This window comes from Aeromicrobium sp. CF3.5 (assembly GCF_051262695.1).
GTDB lineage: Bacteria > Actinomycetota > Actinomycetes > Propionibacteriales > Nocardioidaceae > Aeromicrobium.
In genome coordinates this window covers 98,598-117,559 of sequence record NZ_JBIMEZ010000003.1, presented here as the reverse complement: position 1 = coordinate 117,559, position 18,962 = coordinate 98,598, and the positions used below count along the sequence as shown (strand labels likewise).

18 protein-coding genes are annotated in these 18,962 nt (G+C 69.8%); 11 read left to right on the top strand and 7 right to left on the bottom strand.

Going from position 1 to position 18,962, the window contains the following annotated elements; translation table 11 throughout:
• Positions 1 to 4 precede the first annotated feature (4 nt).
• Positions 5 to 2,029, bottom strand: coding sequence for an NADPH-dependent 2,4-dienoyl-CoA reductase (locus ACHAA3_RS07410; protein WP_435708333.1), 2,025 nt, complete (start codon positions 2,027 to 2,029; stop codon positions 5 to 7).
• The gene (locus ACHAA3_RS07405) at positions 2,026 to 2,415 is read right to left on the bottom strand and encodes a nuclear transport factor 2 family protein (RefSeq protein ID WP_435708332.1); all 390 of its coding nucleotides are present in this window, start codon (positions 2,413 to 2,415) and stop codon (positions 2,026 to 2,028) included. The genes ACHAA3_RS07410 and ACHAA3_RS07405 overlap by 4 nt, the downstream gene beginning before the upstream one ends.
• 20 nt (positions 2,416 to 2,435) lie before the next feature.
• Here ACHAA3_RS07405 and ACHAA3_RS07400 point away from each other — a divergent pair, with 20 nt between their 5' ends.
• Positions 2,436 to 2,666, top strand: coding sequence for an SCO4848 family membrane protein (locus ACHAA3_RS07400; protein WP_435708331.1), 231 nt, complete (start codon positions 2,436 to 2,438; stop codon positions 2,664 to 2,666).
• On the opposite strand, the gene ACHAA3_RS07395 is transcribed toward ACHAA3_RS07400, so the two are convergent.
• Positions 2,651 to 3,181: a PadR family transcriptional regulator gene (locus tag ACHAA3_RS07395; RefSeq protein ID WP_435708330.1), complete on the bottom strand. Its 531-nt coding sequence runs from the start codon at positions 3,179 to 3,181 to the stop codon at positions 2,651 to 2,653. The two genes, ACHAA3_RS07400 and ACHAA3_RS07395, sit on opposite strands and share 16 nt — an antisense overlap.
• A 153-nt stretch (positions 3,182 to 3,334) precedes the next feature.
• Between ACHAA3_RS07395 and ACHAA3_RS07390 the strand changes: the two genes are divergently transcribed.
• Both ACHAA3_RS07390 and ACHAA3_RS07385 read left to right on the top strand, forming a co-directional pair.
• Positions 3,335 to 5,062 (top strand): beta strand repeat-containing protein, encoded by a 1,728-nt coding sequence (locus ACHAA3_RS07390; protein ID WP_435708329.1) that lies wholly within the window; start codon positions 3,335 to 3,337, stop codon positions 5,060 to 5,062.
• Between the two features lie 76 nt (positions 5,063 to 5,138).
• A complete protein-coding gene (locus ACHAA3_RS07385; RefSeq protein ID WP_435708328.1) occupies positions 5,139 to 6,188 on the top strand; it encodes an alpha-hydroxy acid oxidase in 1,050 nt (349 codons plus the stop codon).
• On the opposite strand, the gene ACHAA3_RS07380 is transcribed toward ACHAA3_RS07385, so the two are convergent.
• Complete coding sequence (locus ACHAA3_RS07380) at positions 6,127 to 7,215, bottom strand: FAD-dependent oxidoreductase (RefSeq protein WP_435708327.1); 1,089 nt, start codon at positions 7,213 to 7,215, stop codon at positions 6,127 to 6,129. The genes ACHAA3_RS07385 and ACHAA3_RS07380 overlap by 62 nt on opposite strands.
• 100 nt (positions 7,216 to 7,315) lie before the next feature.
• Here ACHAA3_RS07380 and ACHAA3_RS07375 point away from each other — a divergent pair, with 100 nt between their 5' ends.
• The 4 genes from ACHAA3_RS07375 to ACHAA3_RS07360 are packed head-to-tail and all read left to right on the top strand — an operon-like array spanning position 7,316 to position 10,720.
• Positions 7,316 to 8,260: an ABC transporter ATP-binding protein gene (locus ACHAA3_RS07375; protein ID WP_435708326.1), complete on the top strand. Its 945-nt coding sequence runs from the start codon at positions 7,316 to 7,318 to the stop codon at positions 8,258 to 8,260.
• Entirely contained in the window at positions 8,257 to 9,051 is a 795-nt protein-coding gene (locus tag ACHAA3_RS07370) for an ABC transporter permease (RefSeq protein ID WP_435708325.1), read from the top strand. Before ACHAA3_RS07375 ends, ACHAA3_RS07370 begins: the two co-directional genes overlap by 4 nt.
• Entirely contained in the window at positions 8,988 to 10,121 is a 1,134-nt protein-coding gene (locus tag ACHAA3_RS07365; protein WP_435708324.1) for a sensor histidine kinase, read from the top strand. Before ACHAA3_RS07370 ends, ACHAA3_RS07365 begins: the two co-directional genes overlap by 64 nt.
• On the top strand, positions 10,115 to 10,720 hold the full coding sequence (locus tag ACHAA3_RS07360; RefSeq protein ID WP_435708323.1) for a response regulator: 606 nt from the start codon (positions 10,115 to 10,117) through the stop codon (positions 10,718 to 10,720). Before ACHAA3_RS07365 ends, ACHAA3_RS07360 begins: the two co-directional genes overlap by 7 nt.
• A gap of 16 nt (positions 10,721 to 10,736) precedes the next feature.
• Here the strand turns inward: ACHAA3_RS07360 and ACHAA3_RS07355 are convergent, their stop codons facing one another.
• Positions 10,737 to 11,357 carry an NAD(P)-dependent oxidoreductase gene (locus ACHAA3_RS07355; protein WP_435708322.1) on the bottom strand — a complete coding sequence of 207 codons (621 nt, stop codon included), beginning with the start codon at positions 11,355 to 11,357 and terminating at the stop codon, positions 10,737 to 10,739.
• 354 nt (positions 11,358 to 11,711) lie between these two features.
• The gene (locus ACHAA3_RS07350) at positions 11,712 to 12,491 is read right to left on the bottom strand and encodes an alpha/beta fold hydrolase (protein ID WP_435708321.1); all 780 of its coding nucleotides are present in this window, start codon (positions 12,489 to 12,491) and stop codon (positions 11,712 to 11,714) included.
• A 73-nt stretch (positions 12,492 to 12,564) separates the two neighbouring features.
• Between ACHAA3_RS07350 and ACHAA3_RS07345 the strand changes: the two genes are divergently transcribed.
• Positions 12,565 to 13,737, top strand: a complete 1,173-nt coding sequence (locus tag ACHAA3_RS07345) for a CaiB/BaiF CoA transferase family protein (RefSeq protein ID WP_435708320.1) — start codon at positions 12,565 to 12,567, stop codon at positions 13,735 to 13,737.
• On the top strand, positions 13,734 to 14,876 hold the full coding sequence (locus ACHAA3_RS07340; RefSeq protein WP_435708319.1) for an acyl-CoA dehydrogenase family protein: 1,143 nt from the start codon (positions 13,734 to 13,736) through the stop codon (positions 14,874 to 14,876). Before ACHAA3_RS07345 ends, ACHAA3_RS07340 begins: the two co-directional genes overlap by 4 nt.
• Positions 14,877 to 14,885: 9 nt before the next feature.
• Here the strand turns inward: ACHAA3_RS07340 and ACHAA3_RS07335 are convergent, their stop codons facing one another.
• Positions 14,886 to 15,602: a MerR family transcriptional regulator gene (locus ACHAA3_RS07335; RefSeq protein ID WP_435708318.1), complete on the bottom strand. Its 717-nt coding sequence runs from the start codon at positions 15,600 to 15,602 to the stop codon at positions 14,886 to 14,888.
• Between the two features lie 72 nt (positions 15,603 to 15,674).
• Between ACHAA3_RS07335 and ACHAA3_RS07330 the strand changes: the two genes are divergently transcribed.
• On the top strand, positions 15,675 to 17,630 hold the full coding sequence (locus ACHAA3_RS07330; RefSeq protein WP_435708317.1) for an MSCRAMM family protein: 1,956 nt from the start codon (positions 15,675 to 15,677) through the stop codon (positions 17,628 to 17,630).
• A gap of 93 nt (positions 17,631 to 17,723) precedes the next feature.
• On the top strand, positions 17,724 to 18,938 hold the full coding sequence (locus ACHAA3_RS07325; protein WP_435708316.1) for an acetyl-CoA C-acetyltransferase: 1,215 nt from the start codon (positions 17,724 to 17,726) through the stop codon (positions 18,936 to 18,938).
• Positions 18,939 to 18,962 lie beyond the last annotated feature (24 nt).

Here is an 18,962-nt window from a genome sequence, read left to right as displayed (position 1 = left end):
CGGCTTACAGACGGGCCGCGAGCTCGGTGGCCTGCTTGATGGCGCGCTTGGCGTCGAGCTCGGCGGCGACGTCGGCGCCGCCGATGACGTGCACCGTCACCCCGGCAGCCTCGAGGGGATCCACGAGATCTCGCTGCGACTCCTGGCCGGTGCACAGCACGATCGTGTCGACCTCGATGAGCCGTGACTCGCTGGTCTTCTTGCCGGTGCTCACGGTGATGTGCAGGCCGTCGTCGTCGATGCGGTCGTACGTGACGCCCTTGATCATGTCGACGCCCGAGTCCTTCAGCGTGGTGCGGTGCACCCAGCCGCTGGTCTTGCCCAGGCCCTTGCCCAGCGACGTGGTCTTGCGCTGGAGCAGGGTGATGTCGCGGCGAGGTGGTGCCTGCACCTTGGTGGCGAGGCCGCCCCGCTGGCGGGCCGGGTCGGTGACGCCCCAACGCTGCATCCAGTGCTCGAGCGACTCGTCCACGTCGTGCAGCAGGTACTCGGCGACGTCGAAGCCGATCCCCCCGGCGCCGAGGATGGCGACCCGGCGCCCCACGGGAACCTCGTGGCGGATCACGTCCTGGTACGACACGACCGAGTCGTGGTCGAGCCCCGGGATCTCCGGGATGCGGGGTGTCACCCCGGTCGCGACGACGACCTCGTCGAAGGCGGTCAGATCCTCGGGGAGCGCCCGGCGCCCCAGATGGACCTGCACGCCGCCGAGCTCAAGCCGGCGGGAGTAGTAGCGCAGCGTCTCGGCGAACTCCTCCTTGCCCGGAATCTTCATGGCCAGGCTGAACTGGCCGCCGACCTGCGGCTCGGCCTCGAACAACTCGACCCGGTGGCCGCGTCCAGCCAGCTCGGCGGCGGCCGCGAGGCCAGCTGGCCCGGCCCCCACGACGGCGATGTGCTTGGCCGTGCGGGTGGGCGTCAGGACCAGGGTCGTCTCGTGCCCGGCGCGCGGGTTGACCATGCAGCTGGCGCGCTTGTTGGCGAAGGTGTGGTCGAGGCAGGCCTGGTTGCAGGCGATACAGGTGTTGATCTCGTCGGCGCGGTCCTCGGCGGCCTTGTTCACGAAGTGCGGGTCGCTGAGCAGCGGCCGAGCCATCGAGACCAGGTCGGCCTCGCCGTCGGCGATGATCCGTTCGGCGACCTCGGGGGTGTTGATCCGGTTGGACGCCACGACCGGCACGTTCACGGCGGGCCGCAGCTTGCCGGTCACCCACGAGAACGCGCCGCGGGGCACCGAGGTGACGATGGTGGGGATGCGGGCCTCGTGCCAGCCGATCCCGGTGTTGATGATCGAGACGCCGGCGGCCTCGACCTGCTGGGCCAGCTCGACCGTCTCGCTCCAGCTCTGGGCGTCGTCGACGAGATCGAGCAGGCTCATGCGGTACATCACGATGAAGTCGGGGCCGACGCGGTCCCGCACGCGGCGAACGATCTCGATCGGGAACTTCATCCGGTTGCGCGCCGATCCGCCCCACTGGTCGGTGCGGTCGTTGGTGCGCGCCGTCACCATCTGGTTGATCAGGTAGCCCTCCGAGCCCATGATCTCGACGCCGTCGTACCCGGCGCGCTGGGCGAGCTCGGCCGAGGCAGCGAAGTCGTCGACGGTCCGGTCGACCTCGGCGGTGCTCATCGCCTTGGGAGGACCGAACGGCGTGATGGGCGACGCGATCTTGGAGGCGCCGCGCTTGAACGGGTGGTACCCGTAGCGACCGGCGTGCAGCAGCTGCAGCGCGATCTTGCCGTCGTGCTCGTGCACCGCGTCGGTGACGACCCGGTGCTTGTCGGCGAGCCGCTTGGACGTCATGGTGGAGCCGAACGGCAGCAACCAGCCGTGGCGGTTGGGCGCGTAGCCGCCGGTGACCGACAGGGCCACGCCGCCCTTGGCCCGCTCGGCGAAGTAGGCGGCGAGCTCCGGCAGGTGCTTGGCCCGGTCCTCCATGCCGGTGTGCATCGAGCCCATGATCACGCGGTTGCGCAGGGTCGTGTGGCCCAGGTCGAGGGGGCTGAGCAGGTGTGGGTAGGGGCTCATCGAGCCGCCTCCTGCTGGATCTGGGGGAACTGGGCCGCCATTGCGGCCGCCAAGGCGTTCGCCGCCGACAGAGGTCGCACCATCACGGTGAACTCGGTGATGAGCCCGTCGGCATCGGTGCGGAGCAGGTCGATGCCCTGCAGGCTGACGCCGTCCACGATGGTCTCGAAGATCAGCGCCGAACCGTGTCCGTCGGCGTCCTCGAGCTCACGCACGTACCGCAGGTCGGTGAAGACTCGCCCGACTCCGCGCAGGATGGCGCTGACCATGGCCCGGCCCTCGTAGGGCTTGAAGGCGACGGGACTGCGAAAGACGACGTCGTCGGCCAGGAGGCTGTCGACGGCGGCGAAGTCGCCGGACTCCACGAGCTCGCGGAAGGCTTTCATCTGGACTCCATACTGGTGAGGTGATCTCGAAGAGTGCTGCGTGGTTCCTGGTGCTGGCCGGACTGTTCAACCTGGTGATCTGGCCACGGTTCGCCAAGGCCATCGTCGATGACGACCGCGCGTGGAGCGGGGAGGCCTTCTCCAGCACTCCGACAGGATTCTTCTGGGTGCACGCGGTGCTGATCGGCTCGGCCGTCACGATCGCGGCGGTGGTCCTGGTGATCGGTGTGCGCGCTCATCGCAACCGCTGAAGGATCTCATCGCACCAGGCGATGGCCGCCTCCTCGCTGATGATGCCGCCCCGCAGCACCAACCAACCACCGAGCTGATCGTCGCCGATCGCCTCGGGATCGGGGTAGAAGCGGGTGGCGCTCGCCCGGTAGTACTCCAACCGCTCCACGTGGGCTCGACGCCGGGACCGGACGTCGTCACCGATCGCTGCGGCGTCACCGAACGGGAGGGCGCGCAGCTTGACGGCGAACGCGCTGCGCACCTGTTCGAGGGGGGCGGGTTGCGTCGTCCAGGCCGCCAGCTCCTCGCGTCCCTGCGCCGTGATCGCGTACACCTTCTTGTCCGGACGGGTCCCCTGGACCACGACGTCGGCGGTGACCCAGGCGTTGGTCTCCATCCGGCCGAGCACCTTGTAGATCTGCTGATGGCTGGCGGTCCAGAAGTGGCCGATCGAGGCATCGAAGCGACGGGCCAGCTCGTAGCCACTGGCTGATCGTTCAGCCAGGGAGACGAGGATCGCGTGCTCGAGTGCCACCCGATGACGGTAGTCCCCCGAACTCGATTATGCAATCAATTGCATAGGGCAATGAGGCGGGCCAGAGACCGATGAACGCGGCCCCTCCGCCCGGCGTATCCCCGCACGTGGCCACCCTCGGCCACGTCATCGATGTCTGAGGAGACACACGCCATGACACCTCCCCGCCCCTCCAAGCGGCTGCTCTCACTCGCCGCCGTATCCGCCCTGGGCCTGACCGTCCTGGGTGCCGCGCCCGCCAGCGCGGCCACCTTCTCGGTCTCGAACATCACCGAGCTGCGCGCTGCAGTCGCCGAGGCGAACGCGACGCCCGGCGTCGACACGATCCGACTGACGAACAACATCTCGTTCGCCCGCACCACCGGTGACATCGAGATCACCGACCGCCTCGTGATCAACGGCCGCAACCTGACCATCAACGCAGCCGGGGTCGATCGCGCGTTCACGGTGACCGACACCCGCGTGGCGGTGCGCAACACGACGATCCGCGGCGGGGCTCCTGCTGCGGGTGAGAGCGGAGGAGCGCTGCTGAACGACGGCGGCACCCTGACCATGAACAACGTGCGCGCCGTCAACAACGTCGTGACGGGCACCGGCGCCTCCGGTGGCGCCGTCGCCTCGGTGAACGGCGGAACGCTCAACGTCGTGGACTCGACCCTCGCGTCGAACTCCGCGACCCGGGCCGGTGGCGCGATCGAGGCCAACGGCGGTTCGACCACGGTCACCAACACGACGATGAGCCGCAACACCACCGGTGCGGGACCCGGCAACGGTGGTGCCCTGCACCTGACCGGTGCGGGCACGGTGGCTGTCACCGGCAGCACCGTCACCAAGAACGAGGCGGCCGCCGAGGGTGGCGGCCTGTGGAACTCCGGCACCGGCACCATGACGGTCACCGACACCAGGGTGGTCGGCAACACGGTGGCCGGCGCCGAGGCCACGCAGGGCGGCGGCGGACTGTTCCAGGAGGCCGGCGCATCCGGCACGCTGACGGTCACCGGCAGCACGATCGCCGACAACACCGCGACCGGCGCGGCCGGCTCCGGCGGCGGCATCCTGAACGACCAGGGCACCGTGTCGGTCTCGGACAGCACCATCGCCCGCAACACGTCCGTGCGCGCGGGTGGCGGAATCGAGGCCAACATCGGCTCGACCCTGCTGGACGACGTGCGGCTGAACAAGAACACCACGGGCGCGGGACCCGGCAACGGCGGCGGCCTGCACCTGACCGGTGCCGGCGACGTCACGGTCGCGCGCAGCACCGTCAGTGGAAACAAGGCCAGCGCCGAGGGCGGCGGCCTGTGGAACTCCGCGACCGGCACCTTCCTGGTCGACTCGACCAGGGTCACGGCCAACATCGCGAGCGGCAACGACGCTGATCAGGGCGGTGGCGGCATCTTCAACGATGGCGGTGCGCTGACCGTGCGCGGCAGCAGGGTCCTCGACAACGTGGCGAACGGCACCAGCGGATCCGGCGGCGGCATCATCAGCCTGGCCGGTTCGTTGAACGTCAGCGACACGGTCGCGTCGGGCAACGTGGCCCGTCGTGCCGGTGGTGGCATCGAGGTCGCCAACGGCACCGCGGCGCTGACCGACCTCGTGCTGCGCGACAACGTGACGTCGAGGAACCCCGGCAACGGTGGTGGCCTGCACGTCGGTGGCACCGGAAGCGTCACCTACGACGGTGGCACGGTCACCGGCAACATCGCAGCCGCCGAGGGCGGCGGACTGTGGAACGGCGCGACGGCCACGCTGATCGTGACGGGCGTGACGATCCGCAGCAACACCGCTCCGGTCGGCTCGAACGTCTACAACCAGCCGGCGGGTGGCGACTTCCGCATCGACGGCACTCCGGTCCCGGCGGGGCCCAACTCCCTGTAGTCAGGACTGCACCACCCCGGAGCCCGGTCTCATCGACAGCTGATGGGACCGGGCTTCGTCGGCATACGGTGGCGGAGTGAACGATGATCTGGAGCAGCGCGCAGCCGAGCTGATGGGCGAAGCGGCACACGGCTACTTCGCTGGCGGTGCCGGCGACGAACGGGTGATGACACGCAACATCGAGCAGTGGCAGCAGTACCGCCTCGCCCCCCGCGCGCTGGTCGACGTCTCGACGATCGACACCGGGGTGACGGTGCTGGGACGTCGGTGGGCTCATCCGATCGGCATCGCCCCGATGGCCTACCAGCGGCACGCCCACGACGAGGGCGAGGTCGCGCTGGCGCGGGCCGCGGCCCAGGCGGGGGCGCTGTTCACGTTGTCCTCGCAGACGACGTGCCCGCCGGTGGAGGTCGCAGCCGCCATGGGCGACGCACCGCGCTGGTTCCAGCTGTACGTGTTCCGCGACCGTGCCGTGAACGAGGATCTGATCGCCGCGGCCCGCGAGGGGGGTCACGAGGCGCTGGTCATCACCGTCGACTTCCCGGTCGGCGGGCGGCGCGAGCGCGATCTCCGCACAGGTTTCGCGCCGACCCACCCCACGCTGCTGGATCGAGTGGCCGCCGCCGACGGGGTCGCACTCACCCTGGCCGAACGCCATGCCCTCCATGACCCCTCGCTCACCTGGGACGACATCGGCCGATTCGCCGAGTCCAGCGGGCTGCCGGTGGTGCTGAAGGGGATCCTGCGTCCCGACGACGCTCGACGCGCGATCGACGCCGGCGCAGCGGGCGTCGTGGTCTCCAACCATGGTGGCCGTCAGCTCGATGCGGTCCTCAGCACGGCCGAGGCCCTGGAGCCGATCGTCGACGCCGTGGCGGGTCAGGCGTCGGTGCTGGTCGACGGTGGCATCCGACGCGGCTGGGACGTGGTCCGCGCCCTCGCCGTCGGAGCGGACGCTGCCCTGGTCGGTCGTCCGGTGCTCTGGGGTCTGGCGGCCGGCGGCGCCGACGGGGCCCGCGCCGAGATCGAACGACTGGTGGCCGAGGTCGAGAACACGCTCGCCCTCATCGGATGCCCGCGGGCGGCGGACGTGGATCGGTCGTTCCTCGCCCCAGCCAGGCGCTGACACCCTGTGCGGCCGTCCGGCCGGCGCGATTGGCGCCGATCGTGCTGGCCGACGGCCCGTAGCCGACCATCTGCACCCGGGGATCGACCACGGCGGTCGTGCCGTCCAGCTGGATCCCGCCGAGCGGACCGCGCAGGTGCAGGGGTGCCAGGTGCTCGATCGCGGGCCGGAAACCAGTGGCCCACACGATGATGTCGGCGGCGACGAACTTCCCGTCGGACCAGCGAGCACCGTCGGCCTCCAGTCGGTCGAACATCGGTCGTCGCCGGGCGTAGACGCCCATCGCCTCGGCCTCGCGCTCCTGATCACGCAGCATCAACCCGGTCACGCTCACGACACTGCGCGGCGGCAGCCCGGCCCGCACCCGCTCCTCGACCTTCGCCACCACCTCGCGTCCGATCTCGGCGGTGAACGGTCCCGTGCGCCAGACCGGCTCGGACCGCGTCACCCACGTGAGGGACTCGGCCACCGGCGCGATCGCCCCGGCCAGCTGCACCGCTGATGCCCCGCCACCGACCACGATGACCCGGCGTCCCGAGAACGCCGCAGGTCCCGGGTAGTCGACCGTGTGCAGCTGCCGTCCCGCAAAGATCTCTTGGCCGGGGTAGCGCGGCACGAAGGGACGCGTCCACGTTCCGGTCGCGTTGACCAGCGTGCGTGAATCCCAGGAACGGGAGTCCTGGGCCGTGGTCACCAGCACACCGCCCTCGTCCTGCACCGACGCGACCCGCACCGGTCGCACCACGGGCAGCTCGAAGCGGCGCTCATAGCGATCGAAGTAGGCGGGCACGACGGTGTTGGCGCGCTCGCCCTCGGAGGCGGTGGACAGCTCCAGCCCTGGCAGGTCGGCGACTCCGTGCACGTCGTGCATCGTCAATGCGTCCCACCGGTGCTGCCACGCCCCGCCCGCACGGTCGTCGGCGTCGAGCACGACATGGGAGAGCCCCCGGCGGCGCAGGTGGTACGACGCGGACAAGCCGGCCTGCCCGGCCCCGATGACCACGGCATCGTAGATCTCCACGTTCATGAGAACACCGGCGATCCAGCAGGTATGCCTGACACCTGTCATGGTCAGGTCGTGACACGTGCCGCATCCCCTCGGGCCGTCGAGGCGCGAGGCTCGACCCATGACAACCTCACCAGCGATCGAGCTGACCGGCCTCGGCCGCACGTTCCCCACCAAGGACAGTGCCGGCCACGCCACCACTGTGACTGCGGTCGATCATGTCGACCTGACCATCCCGACCGGCGAGATCGTGGCGCTGCTCGGCCCCAACGGCGCCGGCAAGACCACCACGCTCGACATCGTGCTCGGGCTGATCGAGCCCACGCGGGGCACGGCTCGCGTGCTGGGGCAGCCGCCCCGCCAGGCTGTGCGGGACGGGCTGGTGTCCGCGGTCCTGCAGACCGGCGGCCTGCTGAACGACATCACGGTCGGTGAGACCGTGCACTACGTCGCCGCCACCTACGGCGACGCCCACGACGACCCCGACGACGTGATGGCCCACACCGGCCTGACCGACCTGGCCGGCCGGCGGGTCAGCAAGTGCTCGGGAGGACAGCAGCAACGGCTGCGCTTCGCGCTCGCGCTGCTGCCCGATCCCCAGCTGCTGGTGCTCGACGAGCCCACCGCAGGCATGGACGTGTCCGCGCGCCGTGAGTTCTGGGCCACGATGCGCGAAGAGGCAGCCCGCGGTCGCACCGTCGTCTTCGCCACCCACTACCTCGAGGAGGCCGACGACTTCGCCGATCGCATCGTCCTGATGGCCGATGGCCTGATCGTCGCCGACGGGTCGACCGCCGAGATCCGGGCGACGGCCACCGGCAACGTCGTGCAGGCCACCGTGCCCGATCCGGAGTCGGCGCGCCACGCGCTCGAGTCCACCGGAGCCATCGTGGAGGTGGCCGGCCACCGCATCATCGTGCGGGGGACGGACTCCGACGCGATCGCCCGGACCGTCCTGGTCGACCTCAGCGGCCACGACCTCCAGATCACCGCAGGATCGCTGGAGGACGCCTTCGTGCGGATCACCGGCCCGCAGGCCAAGACCCCGGCAAAGGAGCTCGCATGACCACCACGACATCCGCACCGTCGACCCGCACCCGCCACGGCGCGATGCTGCGCATCGAGGTGCGCAGGATCCTGCGCGATCCCGTGACGTTGTTCTTCACGGTCGTGCTTCCCGCGTTCTTCTTCCTGATCTTCGGCGCCTCGGCGGCCTTCTCCGAAGAGCGCCTCGGCAATGGCAACGTGGCGATGGCCATCATGATCGCGATGGCGGCCTACGGCGCTGTCACCGCGACCGTCGGCATCGGCGGGCAGGCCGCCGTCGAGCGCAGCCAGGGGTGGGGTCGACAGCTGGGCCTGACGCCGTTGCGGGACTTCTCCTTCGTGCGGGTCAAGGTCGCGCTCGCCTCCCTGGTGGCGCTGGGTCCGATCTGCCTGGTCTACCTGCTAGGCGCGCTGACCGGCGCCGAGGGCAGCGGCAGCGCGTGGCTGCTGAGCGGGCTCGTCCTGGCCGCCGGGTCGCTGTCCTTCGCGCTGTACGGCCTGTGCTTCGGGCTGCTGTTCCGGTCCGAGGCCGCGATCAGCGGGGCCAGTGGTTCGGTCGTGGTGCTGGCCTTCCTGGGCAATGTGTTCTTCCCGCTGTCCGGGGCGTTGCTGACCCTGGCCAAGTTCACCCCGCTGTACGGATACGTGGCGTTGGCGCGCTATCCGCTCAGCGAGGGAGTCATCGTCTCCCAGGACGGATCGACGATCACCGACCCCCTGTGGCTGCCGATCGCTAACGTTCTGACATGGACCCTGATCTTCGCCATCACAGCGACGCTGCTGGTGCGCCGGGGCCGCGGGCGCCAGTGATGCCGGCCGACTCCACCAACCCGTTCGAGCGCTACGGCTGGCTGCTGTGGTCGACCTGGATGATCTTCCTGGTCTTCCCGGTGATCAGCGCGCTCTCCGAGGACTCGGTCATCCGGGTCGTCGGCGGACTGGTCGGCGTGGCCGTCTTCGCCGGGGTGTACGTCCTGGCGTTCCGCGGCCTGTTCGGTCGGGGCGCCGCGACCGAGACCTCGGACACGATCATGCTGATCGCCCTGGCGGCGATCGCGGCGGCGACCGGCGCGGCGATCGGGCTGGGGGCGCTGTCGTTCCTGCCCTTCCTGGCCTCGTTCGGCATGTTCGGTCTGCGCCGTCCCTGGACCTGGTGGTGGGCCGCAGCCCTGGTGGTCGTCTCCCTCGCTCTGCCGCTGGCTGCCGGTCAGCTGATGGAGTACCTGATCCTCGCGTTCATCCTGGTCGCGGTGTCGCTGGGTACCGGCACGGGTCGCGTGATGTCCGACCTGGGCGAACGGCACGAACGCATCCGGGACGAGCTGACCGTCACCGCCGAGCGCGACCGAGTGGCCCGAGACGTCCACGACGTGCTCGGGCACAGCCTCACGGTGGTCAGCGTCAAGGCGCAGCTGGCCGAGCGGATGATCGACCGCGATCCCGAGCGAGCCCGCGCCGAGCTCATCGAGATCCAGACCCTCACCCGACAAGCGCTGGCCGAGGTCCGCGCCACCGTGGGTGGCCTGCGAGCCGCCGGGCTCGACGACGAGGTCGCGGCTGCGGGTGTCGCGCTGCGAGCCGCGGGCATCACGGCAGACCTGCCGACCAGCACCTCGGTGCTTGATCCGCGCCGTCGCACCGTGGCCGCCTGGGTCCTGCGCGAGGCCGTCACCAACGTCGTGCGGCACTCCGGTGCCCAGCACTGCGTGGTGACGCTGGAGGAGTCCCGCTTCTCCATCCGCGATGATGGCTCCTGCGTCGCCGAGATCGTGGCGGGCAACGGTCTGCGCGGCCTGTCCGAACGCGTCACCGGCACCGGCGGCGAGCTGCGGATCGGACGGGTGCCGCAGGGCGGGACCGAGCTGGAGGTGACGTGGTGATCCGGCTGCTGCTGGCCGACGACCAGGCCATGGTCCGCGGTGCGCTCGCTGCGTTGCTGGACCTGGAGCCCGACGTCGAGATCGTCGCGGAGGTGTCGCGGGGCGACGAGGTGCTGGCCGCGGTGGTCGAGCACGCTCCCGATGTGTGCCTGCTCGACATCGAGATGCCGGGCATCGACGGCATCGAGGCCTGCCAGCTCGTCACCGATCAGACTGCGGCGCGGGTCCTCATCGTCACGACCTTCGGCCGTCCGGGCTACCTGCGGCGGGCCCTGGACGCCGGCGCGTCGGGTTTCGTCGTGAAGGACACGCCAGCCACCGAGCTGGCCGAGGCGGTGCGCCGAGTCCATTCGGGCCTGCGCGTCGTCGATCCGACCCTCGCCACCGAGTCGCTGCTCGACGGCGCCAGCTCGTTGACCCCGCGGGAGACCGATGTCCTGCGGATCGCGCTGAGCGGGTCGCCGGTCGCACGGATCGCCGCCGAGCTGCACCTGTCGGACGGAACCGTGCGCAACCACCTGTCCTCAGCCATCGGCAAGACCGGCACCACCACCCGGGTCGAGGCCGCCCAGGTCGCGCGTGACCGGGGCTGGATCTAGTCACTCCCGCCGAAGATCACGACGAGACCGACACCGCGCGACGCAGGTAGGTCTGGTCCTGCACCTGCACGAGCAGGAAGGCGGCGACGTCGGTGCGGCTGATCTTCAAGCGCAGTCCGCTCTCCGAGCCGCCGAAGCCGTGTCGGACGGGTCCCGGGCTCTGGTCGGCGAACGCGGACGGCCGCACGATGGTCCAGTCCAGGTTGCTCTCTTCCACGACCCGCTCCTGGCGAACGTGGTCGGCGTAGGCCGGTCGCAGCAGCGCCCCGAACATGACGTACTTCCAGAGCAGGTTGAGATTGGCCCGGCTCGACCCGACGCCGAGGGTCGACTGGCACACGAGCCGTCCTCCGCCGGCCTGTTCCAACGCTGCGACGACGGCGCGGGTGCCGGCCTCGCGTACCTCGCCCTTCCGTCCGGCGCCGAGCGCGACCACAACCGCGTCGGCGTCCTTGACGGCGGGTAGGCATGCGGCCGGATCGGTGACGTCGCCCTCGACGACCTGCAACCGATCGTGCGCAGCGCTGACACGAGCGGCATCGCGCGTGAACGCCTTGACGTCGTGCCCGGCGGCGAGCGCCTGCTCGACCACGAGGCGGCCGATGGTGCCGGTGGCACCGAAGATGGTGATGTTCATGATGACTCCTTGTGACGGTGCGTCGTGGTTGTGGTGCTCGTGGTCATGTACCCATTCGACCCCGCAGACGAGTGTCTGGCCATGGCCACACCACTCGGAGACATACGTCAGACGCTCACCCGTTTGGAGTTGGCGCGGCATGGGCACTCTGCCTGTGGGCGACGCCAGTGAACGAACCCAGCGTCGCCGACCAGTCCGTGCCTCCCCGCCTGAGAGTGAGCACCACCATGAGTCCCATACGGATACGCCCGGCGGGCGGCGGCGCCGGCTGCCTAGCGATGATCCTTGTTTCCATCGTCTTGTCGGTCGAACTCACCCTTGTGCTGAATCTCTTCGCGCGCTGACTGGCTGGATCTAGCGCGCGGTCTCGGTGACGAGCTCCACGATGCGAGCGGGGTCGTCGATCATCGGCACGTGCCCGCAGCCGAGCAGTGGTTCGTGGCGCGCCTGTGGCAGGCGTTCAGCAGCCAACCCGGCCTGGCCGTAGAGCAGGATCTTGTCGCGGGTGCCCCAGGCGATCGTGGTGGGGACCGACACGGGCGACCGAAAGGCGTAGGTGACGCCGGAGCGGAGCACCGAGAAGAAGCCGCGTCCGTTGCGCAGCGCGGTGGTGTCGCCCAGGAACTGCTCGGCGGTGAGCCGGTCCCCGTGCTCGAAGAGGGTGCGCCCCAGTGCCTTGCGCACCGGACCGGATCGCATGGCGAGTCCCACGAGACGCAGGGGCAGGTACGAGGTGATCTTGAGCAGCATCAGCAGGCCGAGCGCGACCATCCGATCGAGACCGCGGAAGAATCCGGCGGGACTCAACGCCGTGGCGGAGCGCGCCTGGTCGCGGGCGGCCAGCTCCAGTGCGATTGCGCCACCCAGTGAGTTACCGACCACGTGCGGCTTCTCGATGCCCCACAGCGCGAAGTTGTCCACCAGGTTCTGGCACGCGTTCGCCATCGAGTAGTTCACTCCGTCCGGGTGGGCCGGCGACTCACCGAATCCCGCCAGGTCGACGGCGATGACGTCGTAGGACGCGGCCAGCTGGTCGATGATCGGGTCCCACGCCTGGCGGCGGTGACCGATGCCGTGGATCAGGACCAGCGGTTCGCCATTGCCCTGGCGCGTGTAGGCGAGCTCGGAGTACATGACATGGATGATGACACATCCCGTACCGAGGGTATGAGTTGTACCGTGACACCATCACTGTCATGATGGGCGCGTGACTGACACCAGCCCCTCAGGCCCCCTGACCGGCCTCCGCGTCGTCGAGATCGTCGGCATCGGACCCGGCCCCTTCGCCGCCATGCTGCTGGCCGACCTCGGCGCGGACGTGATCCGCGTGGATCGCCCCGGTGGCAACGCCCTGCAGGTCGCCTCGCCGGACAAGGACATCACGGCGCGTGGTCGTCCCTCCGTGGCGCTCGACCTGAAGCGGTCCGAGGGTGTCGCGGTGCTGCTCGACCTCGTCGAGCGCGCCGACATCCTGATCGAGGGCTTCCGCCCCGGTGTCGCCGAGCGACTCGGCTTCGGGCCCGACGTCTGCCTCGAGCGCAACCCGGCGCTCGTCTACGGCCGGATGACCGGATGGGGTCAGGACGGACCGCTGGCGAGCACGGCCGGCCACGACGTCAACTACATCTCGGTCGCCGGCGCCCTCGACACGATCGGTCGCGCCGGCGGACCACCGCAGATCCCGCTCAACCTGGTCGGCGACTTCGCCGGTGGCTCGATGTACCTCGTCACCGGAGTGCTCGCCGCCCTGACACATGCACGCTCCACCGGGACCGGTCAGGTCGTCGACGCCGCCATCACCGACGGCACCGCCCACCTGCTGGCGATGCCCCTGATGATGCAGCAGGCCGGGATGTGGAACCCCGAGCGCGGTACCAACCTGCTCGATTCGGGCGCCCCGTTCTACGACGTGTACGAGACGTCGGACGGCCGCTGGATGTCGGTCGGCGGCCTGGAGCCGCAGTTCTACGCCGCGATGGAGCAACTGCTCGACCCGTTCCTGGACGGCGCGCTGCCCGATCGCAACGACCCGCGCCAGTGGCCGCAGCTGCGCACCGTCCTCGCGAGCGTGTTCGCCGGCCGCACCCAGACCGACTGGATCGGCACGTTCGAGGGCTCGGACGCCTGCGTCTCGCCGGTCGTCCCGATGCACGAGGCAGCCATCCACCCCCACAACGTCGCCCGCGGCACCTACGTCGAGCGCGACGGACTGGTGCAGCCGGCCCCTGCACCCCGGTTCTCAGGCACTCCCGCCGAGCTCGGCGCACCGCCGTCGCTGCCCGGCGCCGACACCCGCACCGCCCTGGCGGCCTGGGGCATCGACGACATCGACCAGCTCATCACCGACGGCGTAGCCGTTCAATCCGAGGAGAACTCATGAAGCGCGACATCTTCGACGCCGACCACGAATCGTTCCGCGACACCATGCGGTCCTTCTGCGAGAAGGAGATCGAGCCCAACCACGCGTTGTGGGAAGAGGCCTCGATCGTGCCCCGCGAGGTCTGGACCAAGGCCGGCGAGCTGGGTCTGCTCGGCTTCATGATGCCCGAGGAGCACGGCGGAGGCGGCATCACCGACTTCCGCTTCAACGCCATCGTCCAGGAGGAGCTGACCCGCTCCGGCGCGAGCGGCGTGGGATTTGCCCTGCACACCGACCTGGTGTCGGGCTACCTGCTGTCGTACACGACCGACGAGCAGAAGGCGCGCTGGTTCCCCAAGTTCTGCAGCGGCGAGATGATCACCGCGATCGCCATGACCGAACCGGGCACCGGGTCGGACCTGCAGGGCATCAAGACCACGGCGGTCAAGGACGGCGACCACTACGTCCTCAACGGGTCCAAGACGTTCATCTCCAACGGCATCAACGCCGACTTCGTCATCGTGGCGTGCAAGACCGATCCCGAGGCCGGCGCGATGGGCGTCTCGCTGATCGTCGTCGAGCGCGGCATGGAGGGCTTCGAGCGTGGCCGCAACCTCGACAAGATCGGCCTGAAGGCCCAGGACACCGCCGAGATGTCGTTCGACAACGTGCGCGTGCCGGTCACCAACCTGCTTGGCGAGGAGGGCCACGGCTTCATCTACCTGATGGAGAAGCTGCCCCAGGAGCGCCTGACCATCTCGGTCGTGGCCGCCGCCGCCTGCCGCGCGATGATCGACATGACCCTGGAGTACGTCAAGGAGCGCACCGCCTTCGGCAAGCCGATCGGCTCGTTCCAGAACTCCCGCTTCACGATGGCCGAGCTCGAGACCGAGGCGCGCATCGCGCAGGTGTTCGTCGACCGCTCCATCATGGCGCTGAACGCCGGAGACCTGACGATCTCCGAGGCGGCGATGGGCAAGTGGTGGACCACCGAGCTGCAGAAGAAGACCGCGGACGCATGCCTGCAGCTGCACGGCGGGTACGGCTACATGAGCGAGTACCCGATCTCCAAGGCGTTCCTGGACACCCGCATCCAGACCATCTACGGCGGCACGACCGAGATCATGAAGGAGATCGTCGGCCGCGACATGGGCCTCTGACTCGCAGGTCTACGTGCGGCGCCGGACCGTCTCGCGCTTCGACTCGTCGACGGCGCTCTCGTAGGCGGTGACCAGCGCCTGGATGGTCAGCGGCTTGAAGCGCTCGACCAGGGCGGTGATGTCCTCGGCACTGCGGCCGGACTCACGCAGGGCCGGCCACCACATCGTCCGGAAGATCTCGGTGATGTCGTGGGCGACCTTGTGTCCGGCCTCGTCGAAGATCTTGCGCGCCGCGTGGGCCACGTCGAGCGGCATGTCGGTCTCGAGGAACTGCGCACCGACCGCGAGATGCGCCGGGGCCACCTGGAAGACGTCGTCGCCGGGCGTGGGTTCGACCACCCCGACCGCGACCAGCAGCTCGATGTCGTCGTCGGTCAGCGAGCGGCCGGTGCGGGTCTCGAGCTCGGATCGCGTGACGGTCTCGGGCAGGTTGGTGTTCCACGGCGCCAGCAGCGTGCGGTGCAGGGCCACCCGCTCGGGGGCGGCGGACTCGGGGATGTTCTCGAGGTATCCCTCGATCGCTGACAGGGTGAATCCGTGCGCCTGCAGCTCGCGCACGAGCTCGAGCCGGGCGATGTGGTCGCGTCCGTAGTACCCGTGGCGTCCCTCGCGGCGCGGCGGAGGAATCAGCCCGCGACCGGCGTAGAAGCGCACGGTCCGCACCGACATGCCCACACGGGTCGCCAGCTGCTCGACGTTGAGCGTCTCGGCGGGAATGGCAGGCACGACACCGAGCCTACCTGTCCCCTACGCTGAGGGACGAAAGTCACGTCAGGGGGCGGGACGCTAGGGGGCATCGTGAAACGCATCGTGATTCTGCTCGTGATGACGGCACTTTTCCTTCCGTTGTCGAGTGCCTCTGCGGCACTGGCGACGCGGTACGCCGACTGGACGCCGCTGACCGGCACCTCGACGGACTACACGACGACCATGCAGCTGTCGCCGACGTTTCCTGCGGCCGCAGTGACGACGGACTCACGCGCCGGCCAGGTGGGGGTGCAGAGCGGGGCCAGCTCGTGGTTCGGCGCCACCACGCCCCCGGGCGAGCGCTACGGATCGAGCCGCAACCAGGAGTACCTGAACCTGCGGCCGAGAGCGGACAACGCCTCCAGCCCGTCGACCACGACCTACTCCTTCGAACGGGCGACTCCGCTCGGATGGGCCTTCGTGCTCGGCGACATCGACGCCGATCAGGTCAGGGTCACCGCGACCCGCGCGGACGGAGAGCCCGCGAGCGCCACCGATCTTGGCTTCCAGAGCAGCTTCAACCTGTGCGGGTTCACGCCCCGCCCGAGCAGCTGCGGGTCCCCGACGCCGACCGACGCACCCACGTGGGACCCCGTGTCCACGACACTGACCGGCAACGACGCCGCGCGAGACACCACCGGGGCCACCGGATGGTTCGAGCCGGCCGTGCCCCTGCGCACGCTGACCTTCGAGTTCACCCGGCGTGCTGGCCTGCCGATCTACCAGACCTGGTTCGCCCTGCGGACGCAGGACCTCACCGGTTCGATCGAGGTCACCGACGGCACCTGCGACCTCGCCGGCGCCACGGTCGAGGTGACGGACCAGGAGGGCACCGTCGTCGACAGCACCACCTCGGACGCCTCGGGCGCCTACGCGTTCACGGGCCTGGCGGCCAGCCCCGGTTACCGGGTCGGCATCAGCGGGCTCCCCAACAACTGCCTGGCCGTCGGGCCGACCTCCACGACCTTCGACCTGTCCGAACAGGACCAGGTCGTCGACTTCGCGGCGCGCGAGATCGTTCCGGCCGCCATCACCGGGACGGTGACGGCGCCTGGCGACGGACCGGTCGAGGGCGTCACGGTCACGCTCACGCCCGACGATCCGGACGGCACGGCCGTCACGACCGTGACCGACGCCGACGGGTTCTACGTCCTCGACGGCAACCCGGCGGGCGACTACACCCTCACGGTGACGGCACCCGACGGCTACACCCGAGGATCGGAGGATCTCCGGCCGACGATCCCGCCCGACTCCGAGGAGGTCGTGGACGGTCAGGACTTCACCCTGACGGCCAACCCCACGATCACCGGGACGGTGCGCACGGTCGGCGCCGAGGGCGAGCCCCTGGGTGGGGTGACGGTCGAGCTGCGCGACGCCGGCGGACAGGTGGTGGACAGTGCCGTCACGATGGCCGACGGCACGTACTCCTTCGTCCGCGTTCCCGGCGACTCCACCTACACCGTCGCCGTGCCCACCCCGCCGGCTCAGTACGGTGTGCCGCCGACGCAGACCTTCGAGGTCGGCACGTCGGACTCCGCGGATCACGACTTCGCCCTGAGCCGCCCCGGCTCGGTGTCCGGCACGGTCACCGAGGCGTCCGGGGATCCGGCCGCAGGCGTTGAGGTCCAGGTGGCAGGACCGGACGGCTTCGACGAGACCCGCACCACCGACGATGCCGGCAACTACGAGGCGGGCGATCTGGCGCCGGGCACCTACACGGTCTCGGTCGACGGCCTGCCCTCGCGCACGGTCGTCATCACCGAGTCAGGCGAGAACGTGGGCGGGATCGACTTCGTCCTCGCTGATGTCGTCGAGCCGACACCACCGTCCCCGGAGCCCCCGCCAACCGAACCCCCGCCGGCCGCTGCGCCAGGCGGCACGACACCCCAGCCGGGCGGCACTGCGGTCCTGCCCGACACCGGCGGGCCACGGTTCGAATTGCTCACGGCGGGCCTGCTCATGCTCGTGCTGGGCACGTTGAGCCTGCGGCGCCGCCGAGCCCTGTGACCTCAGCCACAGAAGTGCCGCTACCACTTTGACAGTGTTGGTGTCACAATCGAGGGACGCCACCCGACCCCCGTTCGTCTGTGAGGAACCCCCATGGCTGAAGCATTCGTCTACGACGCCATTCGTACGCCGCGTGGTCGCGGCAAGAAGACCGGCTCCCTCCACGAGGTGAAGCCGATCGAGCTGGCCACCGGCCTCATCGAGGAGATCCAGAAGCGCAACCCGTCGCTCGATCCTGCGCTGATCGACGATCTCGTCCTCGGCTGCGTCTCGCCCGTCGGCGATCAGGGCGGCGACATCGCCAAGACCGCGGCCCTCGCCGCAGGTTTGCCCGACTCGGTCGCCGGTGTGCAGCTCAACCGCTTCTGCGCGTCCGGCCTCGAGGCCGTCAACCAGGCCGCGCAGCGTGTGCGCTCGGGCTGGGAGGACTTCATCCTCGCCGGCGGCGTCGAGTCCATGAGCCGCGTGCCCATGGGCAGCGACGGTGGTGCCTGGGCCATGGACCCGCGCACCTCGTTCGACACCGACTTCGTGCCGCAGGGCATCGGCGCCGACCTGATCGCGACCCTCGAGGGCTACAGCCGCACCGACGTCGACACCTTCGCCGCCGAGTCGCAGGCTCGTGCCGCCAAGGCGATCGCCAACGGCTACTTCGACAAGTCGGTCATTCCGGTCAAGGACGTCAACGGCCTCACGATCCTCGACCACGACGAGTTCGTGCGTGAGGGCACCACGGCCGAGAGCCTGTCGGCCCTGCCGGCCTCGTTCGCGCAGATCGGCGACATGGGCGGCTTCGACGCGGTGGCGCTGGAGAAGTACCACCAGGTCGAGAAGATCAACCACGTCCACCACGCCGGCAACAGCTCGGGCATCGTCGACGGCGCCGCACTGGTGCTCATCGGTAGCGGGGAGGCCGGCCAGAAGGCCGGTCTGACTCCGCGGGCGCGCATCCTGGCGACCGCCGTCACCGGTTCAGAGCCCACCATCATGCTGACGGGCCCCGGTCCGGCCAGCAAGAAGGCGCTCGCCAAGGCCGGCCTGTCCATCGAGGACATCGACCTGATCGAGATCAACGAGGCGTTCGCGGCCGTGGCCATGCGCCTGATGAGGGACCTGGGCGACTACCCGCACGACCAGACCAACGTCAACGGCGGCGCCATCGCGATGGGTCACCCGCTGGGTGCGACCGGCGCGATGATCCTCGGCACCCTGATCGATGAGCTGGAGCGCCGCGACAAGCGCTACGGCCTGGCCACCTTGTGCGTCGGCGGCGGCATGGGCATTGCCACCGTCGTCGAGCGCATCTGACCCCCACCCCCTTCTCAGGAGAAC